14 protein-coding genes are annotated in these 15,288 nt (G+C 65.0%); 6 read left to right on the top strand and 8 right to left on the bottom strand.

Annotated features, from left to right (window positions below):
* The 6 genes from VA602_RS10860 (at position 1) to rocD (ending at position 7,225) form a co-directional block, all read left to right on the top strand.
* Entirely contained in the window at positions 1 to 942 is a 942-nt protein-coding gene (locus VA602_RS10860; RefSeq protein WP_063542551.1) for an ABC transporter permease, read from the top strand.
* Positions 939 to 1,829: an ABC transporter permease gene (locus VA602_RS10855; RefSeq protein WP_081255193.1), complete on the top strand. Its 891-nt coding sequence runs from the start codon at positions 939 to 941 to the stop codon at positions 1,827 to 1,829. Before VA602_RS10860 ends, VA602_RS10855 begins: the two co-directional genes overlap by 4 nt.
* Positions 1,826 to 3,463 carry an ABC transporter ATP-binding protein gene (locus VA602_RS10850; RefSeq protein ID WP_323453206.1) on the top strand — a complete coding sequence of 546 codons (1,638 nt, stop codon included), beginning with the start codon at positions 1,826 to 1,828 and terminating at the stop codon, positions 3,461 to 3,463. Before VA602_RS10855 ends, VA602_RS10850 begins: the two co-directional genes overlap by 4 nt.
* A gap of 119 nt (positions 3,464 to 3,582) precedes the next feature.
* Positions 3,583 to 4,830, top strand: coding sequence for an OprD family porin (locus VA602_RS10845; protein WP_125930872.1), 1,248 nt, complete (start codon positions 3,583 to 3,585; stop codon positions 4,828 to 4,830).
* 73 nt (positions 4,831 to 4,903) lie between these two features.
* Positions 4,904 to 6,022: a succinylglutamate desuccinylase/aspartoacylase family protein gene (locus tag VA602_RS10840; RefSeq protein WP_323453205.1), complete on the top strand. Its 1,119-nt coding sequence runs from the start codon at positions 4,904 to 4,906 to the stop codon at positions 6,020 to 6,022.
* A gap of 12 nt (positions 6,023 to 6,034) precedes the next feature.
* Positions 6,035 to 7,225: an ornithine--oxo-acid transaminase gene (rocD, locus tag VA602_RS10835; protein WP_323453204.1), complete on the top strand. Its 1,191-nt coding sequence runs from the start codon at positions 6,035 to 6,037 to the stop codon at positions 7,223 to 7,225.
* A gap of 399 nt (positions 7,226 to 7,624) precedes the next feature.
* Here the strand turns inward: rocD and VA602_RS10830 are convergent, their stop codons facing one another.
* From VA602_RS10830 to eat, 8 genes are all read right to left on the bottom strand, one after another.
* On the bottom strand, positions 7,625 to 8,311 hold the full coding sequence (locus tag VA602_RS10830; RefSeq protein ID WP_323453203.1) for a LexA family transcriptional regulator: 687 nt from the start codon (positions 8,309 to 8,311) through the stop codon (positions 7,625 to 7,627).
* A 223-nt stretch (positions 8,312 to 8,534) separates the two neighbouring features.
* Positions 8,535 to 9,062 (bottom strand): inorganic diphosphatase, encoded by a 528-nt coding sequence (ppa, locus tag VA602_RS10825; protein WP_003255365.1) that lies wholly within the window; start codon positions 9,060 to 9,062, stop codon positions 8,535 to 8,537.
* Positions 9,063 to 9,155: 93 nt separating this feature from the next.
* Positions 9,156 to 9,971 (bottom strand): M90 family metallopeptidase, encoded by an 816-nt coding sequence (locus tag VA602_RS10820; protein ID WP_323453202.1) that lies wholly within the window; start codon positions 9,969 to 9,971, stop codon positions 9,156 to 9,158.
* A 6-nt stretch (positions 9,972 to 9,977) separates the two neighbouring features.
* Entirely contained in the window at positions 9,978 to 10,625 is a 648-nt protein-coding gene (locus VA602_RS10815; protein ID WP_054892787.1) for a DedA family protein, read from the bottom strand.
* A gap of 279 nt (positions 10,626 to 10,904) precedes the next feature.
* Positions 10,905 to 11,363, bottom strand: coding sequence for a GNAT family N-acetyltransferase (locus tag VA602_RS10810; protein ID WP_054892789.1), 459 nt, complete (start codon positions 11,361 to 11,363; stop codon positions 10,905 to 10,907).
* A gap of 108 nt (positions 11,364 to 11,471) precedes the next feature.
* The gene (gene eutC, locus VA602_RS10805) at positions 11,472 to 12,290 is read right to left on the bottom strand and encodes an ethanolamine ammonia-lyase subunit EutC (RefSeq protein WP_054892790.1); all 819 of its coding nucleotides are present in this window, start codon (positions 12,288 to 12,290) and stop codon (positions 11,472 to 11,474) included.
* A gap of 8 nt (positions 12,291 to 12,298) precedes the next feature.
* Entirely contained in the window at positions 12,299 to 13,693 is a 1,395-nt protein-coding gene (locus VA602_RS10800; protein ID WP_065861503.1) for an ethanolamine ammonia-lyase subunit EutB, read from the bottom strand.
* 49 nt (positions 13,694 to 13,742) lie between these two features.
* Positions 13,743 to 15,191, bottom strand: a complete 1,449-nt coding sequence (gene eat, locus VA602_RS10795) for an ethanolamine permease (protein WP_054892792.1) — start codon at positions 15,189 to 15,191, stop codon at positions 13,743 to 13,745.
* Positions 15,192 to 15,288: the final 97 nt, after the last annotated feature.

Here is a 15,288-nt window from a genome sequence, read left to right as displayed (position 1 = left end):
ATGTTTCGGTACATCCTTCAGCGGCTGGGCATGGCGATCCCGACCCTGCTGCTGATCGCGGTGGCGGTGTTCACCATCATTCGGCTGATTCCGGGCGACCCGGCGCTGCTGATGCTCGGTGACATGGCCGACGAACAGAGCCTGGCGAGCACTCGCCAGGCCCTGGGCCTCGACCAGCCGATGGCCGTGCAATTCGTGATCTGGTTCAAGGCCGTGCTCAGTGGCGACCTGGGCCATTCCATCACCACCCGCGAAGCGGTGCTGCCGATGATGCTCGAACGCTTCGGCGTCAGCTCCAGCATCGTGCTGATCGCCGTGCTGCTCGCCAGCCTGATCGCGGTGCCCGCCGGCATGCTGGCGGCCTGGAAACAGAACGGTTCGCTCGACCTGTCGGTAGTGGCGGTGGCCACCTTGCTGCTGTCGATCCCGTCGTTCTGGCTGGGCCTGCTGCTGCTCTATGGTTTCGGCATCAAGCTGGGCTGGTTGCCGATCGTGGGCTACGTGAGCTTCGACCAGGACGCCTGGCAGTCGATGCGCTACATGATCCTGCCGGTGGCGACACTGACCCTGGTGGAGATCGGTGCGATCACCCGCATGGCCCGGGCCAATGCCATCGAGGTGCTGCGCCTGGAATACATCACCCATGCCCGGGCCAAGGGCCTGTCGGAAAGCGCGGTGCTGTGGAAGCACGCCCTGCGCAACGCCTTCGCCCCGACCATGACCCTGATCGGGCTGATCCTGGGCAACCTGCTGGGCGGTATCGCGGTGCTGGAAACGGTGTTCACCTTGCCTGGCATCGGGCGCCTGATGGTCGATGCGATCTTCGGTCGCGACTATCCCGTGCTGCAGGGCTGCCTGTTGCTGGTCACCTTCATCTTCGTACTGGTCAACCTGCTGGTGGACCTGCTGTACCCACTGTTCGACCCAAGGGTGAAGCTATGAGCAAGCCTCAGACTCCGACCCTGTCCCCTGCGGACATGTCATCCACGCCGGCACCGCGCGCCCGTCGCCGTCGGCCGCTGCAACTGAACGCGCTGGTCGGCCTGACCCTGCTGGCGATCCTGACCCTGGTGGCCTTGCTCGGCTTGGTCTGGACGCCCCACGACCCGGTGCGCCTGGACCTGTTGACGCGCCTGCAGCCACCTTCGGCCGCGCACTGGCTGGGCACCGACGAATACGGCCGCGATGTGCTCAGCCGCCTGATGGTCGGCGCACACACCAGCCTGTGGGTGAGCCTGCTGACGGTGATCGTCGCGGTGACCTGCGGCACCATTCTCGGTCTGCTCGCCGGCTACCTGCGCGGCAACGTCGACCGGGTGCTGATGATGATCAACGACACCCTGCTGGCCTTCCCGGGGATTCTCATGGCGCTGGCGCTGATGGCGATCATCGGCCCGAGCCAGTACGGCATCATCCTGGCCCTGAGCATCGCCTATACGCCGTCGGTGGTGCGGGTGGTGCGCAGCAGCGTGCTGTCGCTGCGCGAGCGCGAGTTCGTCGAGGCCTCGCGGGTGATCGGCAACTCCGAGCTGTACACCATGCTGCGCCATGTCGCGCCCAATTGCGTGGCGCCGGTGTGTGTGATCGCCACCAGCATGTTCGGCTGGACCATCCTCGCCGAAAGCTCGCTGAGCTTCCTCGGCCTGGGCGTGCCGCCCCCCGCTGCGACCTGGGGCAACATGCTTGCCGCCAGCCGTCCGTTCATTGCCTCCGCGGGCTGGCTGGGGCTGTTCCCCGGCATGTGCATTGCCCTTTCGCTGTTGGCCTTCAACCTTGCCGGCGACGCCCTGCGCGACCGCCTCGATCCGCGCATGAGGACGCTGCAATGAGCCAGACCCAACCCTTGCTGGCCGTCGAGGGCCTGAAGATCCGCGCCGGTGTCGATGGCCCGGTGGTGGTCGATGACCTGGCGTTCGACATCGCCCCGGGCCAGATCGTGGCGCTGGTGGGCGAGTCCGGCAGCGGCAAGACCATGGCCGCGCGTGCCGCCATCGGCCTGTTGCCGCCGCCGATGCGGGTATGCGGTGGCAGCATCCGCTTCCAGGGCCAGGACCTGGGCAGCCTGAGCCCGCAAGCCCTGCGCGAGATTCGCGGGGCGAAGATCGGCATGGTGTTCCAGGAACCCATGGTGTCGCTCAACCCGGCACTGCGCATCGGCGAGCAGATGGCCGAAGGCATGCGCCTGCACACCGAGTTCGACGAGCAGACCATTCGCCAGAAATGCCTGCAGATGCTCGGCGACATCGGCATCCGCGACGCCGAGCGCTGCCTGCAGGCCTACCCGCACGAGTTTTCTGGCGGCATGCGTCAGCGCATCATGCTCGCCTCGGTCATGCTGCTGCGCCCGGCGCTGCTGATTGCCGACGAGCCGACCACTGCGCTCGACTGCCTGGCCCAGCTCGATGTGCTCAAGCTGATGCTCGAGCTGACCGCCAAGCAGGGCACCGCGGTGCTGTTCATCAGTCACGACCTGTCGCTGGTCGCACGCTATGCACACAAGGTGGTGGTGATGCGCAATGGCAAGGAGGTCGAGCAGGGCCCGATCGACCAGGTACTGCTCAACCCCCGTGCCGAGTACACCCGTCAGTTGCTCGAAGCACTACCCAGCCGTGGCGAGTTGCCGCCACTGCCGCAGGCCAACGCGCCGTTGTTGCAGATCGATGGCGTGCAGATCGCCTATCCCGGCCCGCGCCGGATGTGGCGCAAGAGCGAGGCGCGGCGGGTGGTGCATGGCGCCAACCTGCACATCGCGCCGGGCGAGACGCTGGCGCTGGTGGGCGGCAGTGGTTCGGGCAAGACTACCCTGGGTCGGGCCATCGTCGGGCTGGTCAAGCCCAGCGCTGGCGAGATCCGTTTCCAGGGCCACGACATTGCCCAGGCGGCCAATCGCAGCCATCGCCTGCAATGCCAGATGATCTTCCAGGACCCGTTCTCCTCGCTTAACCCGCGCATGAGCATTGGCCAGATTCTCGCCGAGCCGCTGCGCCATGTGCCGGACATGAGCCCGGCCCAGCATCGCGCTCGAGTGCTGGCGACGCTGAACGACATCAACCTGCCGGAGCGCCTGATCGACCGCTTGCCGCACGAGCTGTCCGGCGGCCAGCGCCAGCGTGTGGCAATCGGCCGGGCGCTGGTGCGCAGGCCCAGCCTGGTGGTGGCCGACGAGCCGATCTCGGCGTTGGACATGACCGTGCAGAAGCAGATCCTCGAGCTGTTCGAGCGCCTGCAGAAGCAGTACGGATTCGCCTGCCTGTTCATCTCCCACGACCTGGCAGCGGTGGAGCGCATCGCTCACCGGGTCGCGGTGATGTGCCAGGGCGATGTGGTGGAAATCGGGCCGCGCGACGAGATCTTCGATCGCCCTCAGCATGCCTATACCCGGCAATTGCTGGCAGCGTCGTGCCCGTTGGAGAAGCTCGAAGGTGGCGGTTTCAGGCTGCGCCAGACGCCTGCGACGAGCTGATCCACAAACCTTGATTCACCTTCCTCGGATGGCGCCAACCCCCGGTTGAGCGCCCAGGGGGAAGTCATGCCTTCAAAACATCCAACAACGAAAAAAGCAAGAAGGTGGGGAGCACAGACATGAACCGAGATTTCAAGAAAATCCTGATGGGCGCGAGCGTCGTCACGGTCCTTCCGGGGGCGGCCATGGCCGACTTCTTCAAGGACTCCAGCGCCAACCTGGATACCAAGAACTACTACTTCAACCGCGATTACCGCGAGGCCGCCAAGCAGTCCAAGCGTGACGAATGGGCGCAGGGTTTCACCTTCAACTTCATCTCTGGCTACACCCCGGGCACCGTCGGCTTCGGCCTGGATGTCACCGGCATGCTGGGCGTGAAGCTGGACTCCAGCCCCGACCGTTCCGGCACCGGCCTGCTGCCCAAGGGCAGTGACGGACGTGCCGCCGACGAGTACTCCAAGCTCGGCGTGGCCGGCAAGGTGCGCATCAGCAAGACCGAGCTGCGCGTCGGCGAGCAGGTGCCCAAGCTGCCGGTATTGCAGCCCAACACCAGCCGCCTGTTCCCGCAGACCTTCCAGGGCGCGACCGTCAGCTCCAGGGACATTTCCAACCTGACCTTGGGCCTGGGCCAGTTCGACCGCATGCGTGACCGCGAATCGACCGACCGCGAAACCATGAGCATGACCGCCCAGAACGGCGCCTACAAAGCCGCCACCAGCAATCAGTTCCGCTACGCGGGCGGTGACTACAACCTGCTGCCGGACCTGCAGCTGAGCTACTACTACGGCGAGCTCGAGCGCCTCTACCAGCAGCACTTCTTCGGCCTCAAGCACGCCTTCAAGTTCGGCCCCGGCACCGTGCGCAGCGAGTTGCGCTACTGGGATGCCGACAAGGACGGCGCAGGCCTGGCCGGCAAGGTCGACAACCGCGCGCTGAGCACCCGCTTCAGCTACGAGTGGGCTGGCCACAACTTCGGCGTGGGCTACCAGAAGCAGTACGGCGACACCCCGTTCCCGTATGTCGATGGCGCCAACACCTACCTGTTCACCGAGTATCAATTGGTCAACTTCTCGCAGACCAACGAGCGTGCCTGGCATGCCCGCTACGAGTACGACTTCGCCGCCCTCGGCGTGCCGGGCCTGACCTTCGGCATGCGCTACGCCCAGGGCTGGGGCATCGAAACCACCAAGCTGGTCGGCGAGCAGGGCCGTGAGTGGGAGCGCGACCTGGATATCGGCTACGTGGTGCAGTCCGGCCTGGTCAAGGGCTTGTCCTTGCGCTGGCGCAACGCCCAGCTCAACTCCAGCTATGCCAACGACATCAACGAGAACCGCTTCATCGTGGGGTACACCTGGGCGCTCTGGTAGCGCCGGGTTTCCCGCGGGAGGTGGCTTGCCTTCTGCTTCATGAACGACGCCGCCCGCGGCCATGGAATTCTGTATGAAACGAATCGCACATCCACTGCTCACTGCCACCCACGGCACCCAACGCGAGATCGTCAGCGAGCACTTTGGGCCGGACGTCTACACCAGGAAGGTGTACATCCAGGCCTGCCTGCACGCCGACGAAACGCCGGCGATGCTGGTCGCCACCGACCTGCGCCAGCGCCTGCTGGCGCTGGAGGCGGCTGGCCGGCTGACGGCACAGATCGTCCTGGTGCCGGTGGCCAACCCGGCAGGGCTCGCCCAGTTCGTCATGGGCGCGCCGAGCGGACGTTTCGAACTGGCCAGCGGGCGCAACTACAACCGTGATTTTCCCTTCCCGCTCGAGGCGATCCTGCAGCGGGTGGAAGGGCAACTCACCGACGATGCCCAGCACAACCTCAAGGCTGTGCGCGCCGCCTGGCAGCAAAGCCTGGAGGCGATCGCCCCGCGCGATGAAATGGCGTCGCTGCAGCGTCGGCTGATGCTGCTGGCACACGATGCCGACCTGGTCCTGGACCTGCACTGCTCGCGTGAGGCGGTGATGCACCTGTACACCTCCGAATGGAGCTGGGAGCAGGTCGAGCCGCTGGCCCGCTACATTGGCGCGAAGGCTTCGCTGCTGTCGGTGGACTCCCAGGCGCTGTCGTTCGACGAGGCGCTGAGCCTGATCTGGTGGCGCCTGCGCGAGCGTCTGCAAGGCGCCTACCCGATCCCGCTGGGCAATGCCTGCGTGACCGTCGAGCACCGTGGCCAGCGCGACGTCGATAGCGCCCTGGCACAACAGGATGCCAGCGCGATCATCGACTACCTGTGCCACGCCGGCTTCATCAGCGGCGAGCCGACAGCGCTGCCGGGACTACTGTGGCCGGGCACCCCGCTGGCTGGCAGCGAGCAGTTCATCGCTCCGGTCGGTGGCGTGCTGGTGCACCGCGTTGCCCTGGGCGCCCAGGTGCAGCCGGGCGAACCGATGTTCGACCTGATCGACCCGCTCAGCGGCGAGGTGACCACGGTCCGCAGCGCCACCGCTGGCGTGTTGTACATGCGCCGCGACGTGCGCTTCGTGCGCCCTGGCGATCCGCTGGGACGCGTCACCGGCACCAACCCCATTCGCACCGGCAAGCTGCTCAGCGCCTGATCAGGAGTTTTCATGAACATCACCCGTATCATCGACCGTGAACAGCGCTTCGGCGCCAACAATTACTCGCCGCTGCCGGTGGCCATCAGCCGTGCCCAGGGTGTCTGGGTCGAGGACTGCGACGGCAAGCGCTACCTGGACATGATGTCGGCCTACTCGGCGGTCAGCCATGGCCACGCCCACCCGCGCATCGTCGCTGCCGCCATCGCCCAGTTGCAGAAGGTCAGCGTGGTATCGCGGGCCTTCCACTCCGAAACCCTCGGTCACTTCCTCGAAGCCCTGTGCGAGATCGCCGGCTTCGAGGCCGCCTTGCCGATGAACAGCGGCGCCGAGGCAGTGGAGACCGCGATCAAGGCCGCGCGTCGCTGGGGCTATCGGGTCAAGGGCATCGCCCGTGACAAGGCGCGAATCGTCACCGCCACCGACAACTTCCATGGTCGCACCACTACCATCGTCGGGTTCTCCACCGAGCCGCAGTACAAGGATGGCTTCGGCCCGTTCAGCGACGGTTTCGACACGGCGACCTTCGGCGATATCGATAGCTTCCGTGCAGCCATCGGTCCGGATACCTGCGCCGTACTGATCGAGCCGATCCAGGGCGAGGCCGGCATTCGCGTGCCGCCACAGGGGTTCCTGCGTCAGTTGCGCGAGCTGTGCGATGCCACCAACACCCTGCTGATTCTTGACGAGATCCAGTCAGGCCTTGGGCGTACCGGCAAGACCTTCGCTTTCGAGCACGAGGGCATTCGCCCGGATGGCCTGATCGTCGGCAAGGCGCTGGGCGGCGGGATCCTGCCGGTCTCGGCGTTCATCGCCGACCATGCGCTGATGGACCTGTTCGATGCCGGCAGCCATGGTTCGACCTTCGGCGGCAATCCGCTGGCGGCGGCGGTAGGCCTGGAGGCGCTGCGCGTGCTGGAAGATGAGCAACTGGCGCAGAACAGTGCCGAGCTTGGCGCCTACCTGCAACAGCGCCTGCGTGAGATGGCGGTGCCGTTCGTGCGTCATATCCGTGGTCGTGGGCTGTGGGTCGGGATCGAGCTGGATCGCCCGGCGCGGCCATACTGCGAGGCACTGATGGCGCTGGGCGTGCTGGCCAAGGAAACCCACGAGACCGTGCTGCGCATCGCACCGCCGCTGTGCATCAGCCGCGAGGAGCTGGACTGGGGGCTGGAGCGCATCCAGCAGGTCCTGCTGGGCTGAGGTATCGACCCTGTCGCGGGGCAAGCCGGGGTGCTGAAGCGCCGCCTACCGGAACCGGGTTGGGTCCCCAGGTGCACCCGGCGATAGGATGGTGCAACTTCGGTATTCGCCCATTGACTGCAATCGGTCACGTTGCCCTGAATGTTGCGATCGGGCGCTGATTTACAGGCGTTAAAAAGCCGGCTTGTGGCCGGCTCTCGGGGACGGGCTTGGCTAATTTTTGGTAAGCCGCAACCGCCTTAACAGGTTGGCCATCGAGGCCTGAAAAAGATGACAAACGGCCGTGTGGGGCGTCGTCAGGTGCTCTGGGATGCGGCTTGTGCCGACCCTCGGCTAAATGTGCCGCGTAGCATACTAGGGCTCGTCAGGGATGCCCAGCGAAAATTGGCACCGGGTGTTTCATACGGGCCGCTGACGGCTGAACCACGACCACCAGAATACCCAACCCAGTACCTGCATGCCCTGGGCGTGGCGTTGGGCCGGGGTGTAGCGCTCGACGGCGTAGTTGCGTCGGTCGTGGCTGTGCAGGCACAGCGTGCCGTTCTGGCTCAGGCTGAGGCTGTGCACCCGCAACCGGCCCTCGTGCATCAGCGCGTAGGTCTGCCCGTCGACCACGCGGGTCAGGCTGCGGTCGATGGCCAGGGCGGCGCCAATGGGGATCAGCGGTGCCATGTTGGCGTCCGGCATATCCAGGCAGATGGCGTTTTCCGGGAGGATGCCGAGCGTCTCCAATGCCTGCGCCGACACCAGCAGGTGGCGATCCGGATCCGATATGAGCTGGCCGTCGAGCAGGCGGTGGAAATCGACGCAGATCTGCCTGCCGCCATGACCGGGGGGCGCGGTTTCGGGCTGTGGCAGGCCGGGGCGCAGGATCGGACTCGGGTGCTTGGGGCCTTCGCCGCTGCGCAGCCAGCGGCGATAGACGCAGAACAGGTCGGCGATTTCGTCCAGGCGCGCCAGGGGAATACCCCGTTTGAACCAATTGTTCACGTGCTGGGGCGTGACATTGCGCTGGGCGGCGAAGTCGGAAGGGGTCAGGCCACATTCCTGCAGGAGGGTCTTGAGACGGTCACCGGAATTGTTCATGGCGGCGAGTCTAGATTGTGGCGCGAGGGGAGGAAATAAACAGGGTGTTTATGCTAAGGGTGGGAATCTGGAGATTTTGTCGGCTGCTTTTGCAGGCTGATGTGGGATTTCTCTTTTATTTTTGGATGAGACATTTGACGACCCCGCAAGAAAACGGGGTCTGTATCCGACAGGCATGAAAAAGCCCGGCACGATGGCCGGGCTTTTCATGGCAAGGCGGTCATCAGCCCTTGTAGGCTGCAACCGACTTGGTGATCGCGGCGCGGGCGGCGTCAGCGCCTTCCCAGCCTTCGATCTTGACCCACTTGCCCTTCTCCAGATCCTTGTAGTTGGCGAAGAAGTGCTCGATCTGCTGGATCAGCAGTGCCGGCAGGTCGGTGTACTCTTTCACGTCGACGTACAGCTGCGACAGCTTGTCGTGCGGTACGGCGATGACCTTGGCGTCGCCGCCGCCGTCATCGGTCATGTTCAGCACGCCGACCGGACGGGCGCGGATCACCGAGCCTGGGGCGACCGGGTACGGGGTGACGACCAGCACGTCCAGCGGATCACCGTCGTCGGCCAGAGTGTTGGGGATGAAGCCGTAGTTGGCTGGGTAGAACATCGGGGTCGCCATGAAACGGTCGACGAACAGGGTATCGCTGTCCTTGTCGATCTCGTATTTGATCGGCGCGTGGTTGGCCGGGATCTCGATGGCGACGTAGATGTCGTTCGGCAGGTCCTTGCCCGCAGGAATCTTGCTGTAGCTCATTGGGCTTTGCCCCCGTGATTGACCAAAAAAGTGGCGGCGATTATAGGCACATTCCGCCAGCGCATGCCACGGTCGGCCTGATGTGCGGGCGTATCAGGCGGGGGCGTCGCGGTACTGCGGGTGTTCGGCCTGCAGGCGCGTCAGGCGGGCCAGCGGGTCCTGGCGATAGAACAGCGACAATTGTCGGTACACCTGTGGATAACTCTCGTGCAGCAGGTCTGGAGCACTGAAGAAGTATTCACTGGTCACGGCGAAGAATTCGGCCGGATTTTCCGCAGCGTAGGGATCGATGGCCGTTTCCAGGTCAGGGTTGGCGTCGAGCTGGCGGTTGAGGTCGTCGTAGGCCTGCTGCATGGCGTGGGCCCAGGCATTGACGTCCATGCCCGGGTGCAGGGGCGGCAGGCCGTTGGCGTCGCCGTTGAGCATGTCGAGCTTGTGCGCTAGCTCGTGGATCACCAGGTTGTAGGCTTCCCAACCGCCGCTGGCCTCGACGCCGGCCCAGGCCATGATCACCGGACCCTGCTGCCAGGCCTCGCCGCTGTGTTCGCCGTCCCACACATGCTCGACACCACTGGCATCGCGGTGGCGCTGGGGGCTCTTGAAGTCGTCGGGGTAGAGGATGATCTCGTGAAAGCCCTGGTACCAGTTCAACTCGCCCAGGTGCAGCAGTGGAAGCTGGGCCTGGGCCGCGAGGAACAGGCGCTGTTCGTCGTCCAGCTCGACGCCGGGCAGGGTGGTGAGGTGCTTGTCGTACAGAAACAGCACGCTGGCCTCGCGCAGCCAGCGGTCTTCCTCGTCGCTGATGCCGTCGAGCAGGGGCAGGCGGTCACGGATCGCCTGCCACAGCGCTTGATCGACCTGGTAGCGCGCCAGGGTGCGCTTGCGCCGCCAGGCGCTGAACGACCACATGGACGGTCAGTGGGCCTTGGCGGTACGGCCCAGTCGGCCACGCAGCAGGCCCAGGATCATCGGCACCAGCGACAGGACGATGATGGCCACGACCATCAGCGACAGGTGCTGCTTGATGAAAGGCACGTTACCGAAGAAGTAGCCCAGGGTGACCAGGCCGCCAACCCACAGCAGGGTGCCGGCGACGCTGAAACCGAGGAAACGCGGGTAGTGCATGTGGGCAATGCCGGCGACGAACGGGGCGAAGGTGCGCAGGATGGGCAGGAAGCGGGCAAGGGTGACGGTCTTGCCGCCGTGGCGCTCGTAGAATTCGTGAGTGCGCTGCAGGTAGTCGCGGCGGAAGATCTTCGAGTTCGGGTTGCGGAACAGGCGTTCCCCGGCCGTTCGTCCGATCACGTAGTTGGTGCTGTCGCCGAGGATCGCGGCGACCATCAGCAGGCCGGCGAGCAGTACCGGATCCATGCCACCGCCCGCGGCCACGGCGCCGGCGATGAACAGCAGCGAATCGCCCGGCAGGAAGGGCATGACCACCAGGCCGGTCTCGCAAAAGATCACCGCGAACAGGATGGCGTAGATCCAGGGACCATAGTTGGTCACCAGCAGGTCGAGGTAGGCATCGAGATGCAGGATAAGGTCCAGCGGGTTGAATTCCATGTACAGCACCTGTTGTCTTGACCCGCTTCCACGGGCGCGCGATGACGGACGACGTCATTTTGCGTGGGCATGTTCACCGGTGGATGGGTAACTTTTCACACATGACGAATGGGGCATTATACGGCGAAGTCGTGAAGATGCCCGGGGAGTTTGTAGCGGGGGGTTACGGGGCGGCGTAAGCCGTCCCCCACAGGATGGACGGCACTGGCCTCCAGATCTGAACGGGACGGTTGCTGGCTATGGAAAGCACGCCGAGCAGTGTCAGATGAGCCCGGTCGGTCAATCCTGGCTGATCGGCAGGACGTAGTTCTCGAACTCGGTATCCTTGCGAAAGCCCATGGACTCGTAGGTCTTCATCGCTACCTCGTTGTCGCTGCTGGTGGATACGCGCATGCGCACGGCGTTGGTTTCCTTCGCCATCTTCTTGGCTTCGCGCATCAGGTGGTCGGCCACCAGCATGCGTCGGGAATCCTCGGCAACGTAGATATCGTTGAGGATCCACACACGTTTGAGCGACAGCGAGGAAAAACTCGGGTAGAGCTGGCAGAAGCCCAGCAGCTTGCTGTTGTCGTCATCCGGCAGGGCCAGGTAGATCACCGATTCACCGCGTTTCAGACGCTTCTCGAGAAAACTGCGCGAGGTGTCCGGGTAGGGCAGTTGCCCATAGAACTCGCGATAGGTGACGAACAGCGGGGTGAGCAGGTCGAGGTGTTCCAGGGTTGCCTTGATGATGCGCATGAGCAGGCCTCAGAGTCCATGTGGGAACGGGGGGATGCAAGCTGCCTCGTACCGGCATGCTGCCCCAAGGCAGCCTAGAAGCGCAATCCGCCTTGGGTTACATGTTTTCTACCCTTCACCGAGCAGGAAGTTTCCGCATTTGCTGGACGAGTTTTCGCTGTCGATGCTGTGGACCTCGGCTTCATCCTTCAGGTTCACCCCTGAAAGCTGCCGGCGACAGGCCTCGCGCATCAGGTACAGCAGGCGATGCGCGGCCATGCCGTAGCTCAGGCCTTCCAGGCGCACGTTGGAGATACAGTTGCGGTAGGCGTCGGTCAGGCCCACTTTCGGGGCGTAGGTGAAGTACAGGCCCAGGCTGTCGGGCGAGCTCAGGCCAGGGCGTTCGCCGATCAGCATCACGGTCATCCGCGCACCGAGCAGCTCGCCGACTTCGTCGGCCACCGCGACTCGGCCCTGTTCGACCAGGATCACCGGGGCGCTGCTCCAGCCATCGGCGGCGGCCTGTTCCTCGAAGCGGCTCAGCAAGGGCAGCGTGTGGCGATGCACGGCCAATGCCGAGAGGCCGTCGGCCACCACGATTGCCAGATCGACGCCGCCCGGGTTGGCCTGGGCGTGTTCACGCAGTTTCAGTGCCGAGTCGTCGCTCAGGCGCCGCCCAAGGTCAGGACGCTGCAGATACTGGTGACGATCGGCGGCGGCGCTGTGCAGCAACAGGCTGTCACGGCCACGGTCGCTCAGTTGCTGGCGCAGGCCGGCATGGTCGAAGGGCAGGTGCACCGCATCGCGGGCCTGGGCGTGGGCGAACTGGAAATCCAGCTGCGCCCCGGTCGGCAGGCTGGTACCGGTACGGCCCAGGGCGATGCGCGCGGGCGTCAGGTTGCGCAGGGCCAGCCAGGGGTTGTCATGCGTGGGGGTAGGTCGGTCCATGGTCGTCCCTATGCGAGCTGCGCCAACGCGTGGCGGAAGGCCGGAGGCAGGTTGTCGCCGAAGCGTACCCGGCCGTCGGCCTGGGTGAAGATGCCGGTGCGTTCCAGCCAGGCCTCGAATTCCGGGCCGGGTTTCAGGCCGAGCGTCTGGCGCGCGTAGAGCGCGTCGTGGAACGAGGTGGTCTGGTAGTTGAGCATGATGTCGTCGGAGCCAGGGATGCCCATGATGAAGTTGATCCCGGCGACACCGAGCAGGGTCAGCAAGGTGTCCATGTCATCCTGGTCGGCTTCGGCGTGGTTGGTGTAGCAGATGTCGCAACCCATCGGCACGCCGAGCAGCTTGCCGCAGAAGTGGTCTTCCAGGCCGGCGCGGATGATCTGCTTGCCGTTGTACAGGTACTCCGGGCCGATGAAACCGACCACGGTGTTGACCAGGAATGGCTTGAAATGCCGGGCCACGGCGTAGGCGCGGGTCTCGCAGGTTTGTTGATCGACGCCGTGGTGGGCGTTGGCCGACAGCGCGCTGCCCTGGCCGGTCTCGAAGTACATGAGGTTCTGCCCGAGGGTGCCGCGCTTGAGCGATAGCCCTGCCTCGTAGCCTTCCTGGAGTACGTTGAGGTTGATGCCGAAGCCCGCGTTGGCGGCCTCGGTGCCGGCGATGGACTGGAACACCAGGTCCAGCGGCACGCCGCGGTTGATCGCCTCGATCGAGGTGGTGACGTGGGTGAGCACGCAGGCCTGGGTGGGAATGTCGTAGCGCTGGATGATCGCGTCGAGCATTTCCAGCAGTGCGCAGATCGATGCGATGCTGTCGGTCGCCGGGTTGATGCCGATCATGGCGTCGCCGTTGCCGTACAGCAGGCCGTCGAGGATGCTGGCGGCGATGCCGGCGGGTTCGTCGGTGGGGTGGTTGGGCTGCAGACGGGTCGACAGCCGCCCGCGCAGGCCCATGGTGCCGCGGAACGCGGTGACCACGCGGATCTTCTGTGCCACCAGCACCAGGTCCTGGACGCGCATGATCTTCGACACGGCGGCGGCCATTTCCGGCGTCAGGCCGGGGGCCAGGGCGCGCAGGCTGGCTTCGTCGGCCGCTTCGCTGAGCAGCCAGTCACGCAGGCCGCCGACGGTGAGGTGGCTGACCGGGGCGAACGCGGCGGCGTCATGGGTGTCGATGATCAGCCGGGTGATCTCGTCCTGTTCGTAGGGGATCAGCGCTTCGCTGAGAAAGTGATTGAGCGGGATGTTGGCCAGGGCCATCTGCGCGGCGACCCGTTCGCCGTCGTTGGCGGCGGCGACGCCGGCCAGGAAGTCGCCCGAACGCGCCGGGCTGGCCTTGGCCATGACTTCCTTGAGGCTGTCGAAGCGGTAGACCAGATTGCCTACCGTGTGTACGAAACTTGCCATACAGAATCTCCAGAGCGCCGCAGGGCTGGCCTGCGGCGTAAGTCGGCGATCAGTGCAAGGCCTCTTCGGCCTTCTGGATCGCGGCGAATTCCTCTTCCGGCGTCCCGGCCACCAGATGGTGACGACTGTAGAAAGCAAAGTAGGCAATTAATACCGCATAGATCACGGCAGCGCCAATCACCACGCGTGGGTCGACCAGGAAGCCGGCGACCACGGCGATGCAGGCCAGCACCAGGGCTACGCCCGAGGTGAAGATGCCGCCGGGGGTGCGGTACGGGCGCTCCATCTTCGGTCGACGAATGCGGAGGGTGATGTGCGCGGCCATCATCAGTACGTAGGACAGGGTGGCGCCGAACACCGCGACCAGGATCAGCAGGTCACCCTGGCCGGTCAGCGACAGGGCGAAACCGATGATGCCGGGGATCACCAGGGCCAACACCGGCGCCTTGCTCTTGTTGGTTTGCGAGAGCTTGCGAGGCAGGTAGCCCGCGCGCGAAAGCGCGAAGATCTGCCGCGAATAGGCGTAGATGATCGAGAAGAAGCTGGCGATCAGCCCAGCCAGGCCGACCAGGTTGACGAAGCCGCCCATCCAGGTCGAGCCGCCGTACGCCTTCGACAGTGCCTCGACCAGCGGGTTGCCCGAAGCCTTGAGCGCTTCGGAGCCGGCGCCGCCGGGGCCGACCACCAGGATCAGCAAGGCGAAGGCCAGCAGCACCAGCATCGCGCCGATCAGGCCGCGGGGCAGGTCGCGCTTGGGGTTCTTGGTCTCTTCGGCGGCCAGGGGCACGCCTTCGACGGCGAGGAAGAACCAGATCGCATAGGGGATTGCCGCCCAGATGCCGACATAGCCGAACGGCAGGAAGCTGCTGGCGCCGACGGCGTCGGTCTTGGCGATGTCGAACAGGTTGGCTGCATCAAAATGGGGCACCATGCCGATCAGGAACACCGCCAGTGCAATCGCAGCGACGGCGGTGATGATGAACATCAGCTTCAGCGCCTCGCCGACCCCGAAGATGTGGATGCCGATGAAGACGATGTAGAACGCCAGGTAGATCATCCAGCCGCCGATGCCGAACAGCGATTGGCAGTAGGCGCCGATGAACACGGCGATGGCGGCGGGGGCGATGGCGTATTCGATGAGGATCGCCGTGCCGGTGAGAAAGCCGCCCCAGGGCCCGAACGCGCTGCGGGCGAAGCCGTAGCCACCGCCAGCGGTGGGGATCATCGAGGACAGCTCGGCCAGCGAGAAGCACATGCACAGGTACATGGTGGCCATCAGCAATGTGGCCAGGAACATGCCGCCCCAGCCACCTTGGGCGAGGCCGAAGTTCCAGCCGGCGTAGTCGCCGGAAATCACGTAGGCCACGCCCAGGCCCACCAGCAGGACCCAGCCTGCGGCGCCTTTTTTCAGTTCACGTTGCTGGAAATAGTCGGAGCCGACTTTCTCGAAATCTACGGAAGAACTTGCCGGCGTGCCGGCGGATTGATCGCTTGGCATGGATTCACCTGTTGTTTTTTTGCGGGCCGGAAGGGGTTCCGGACCTTGGTGATTGTGTTGCAGGAAGCGAGCCAGAGCGGTTGGAGCGCGCCAACCG

The organism is Pseudomonas machongensis (genome assembly GCF_034961125.1).
Lineage (GTDB): Bacteria > Pseudomonadota > Gammaproteobacteria > Pseudomonadales > Pseudomonadaceae > Aquipseudomonas > Aquipseudomonas machongensis.
The sequence above is the reverse complement of the archived record's forward strand: the minus strand, read 5'-3'. Positions and strand labels throughout refer to the sequence as shown.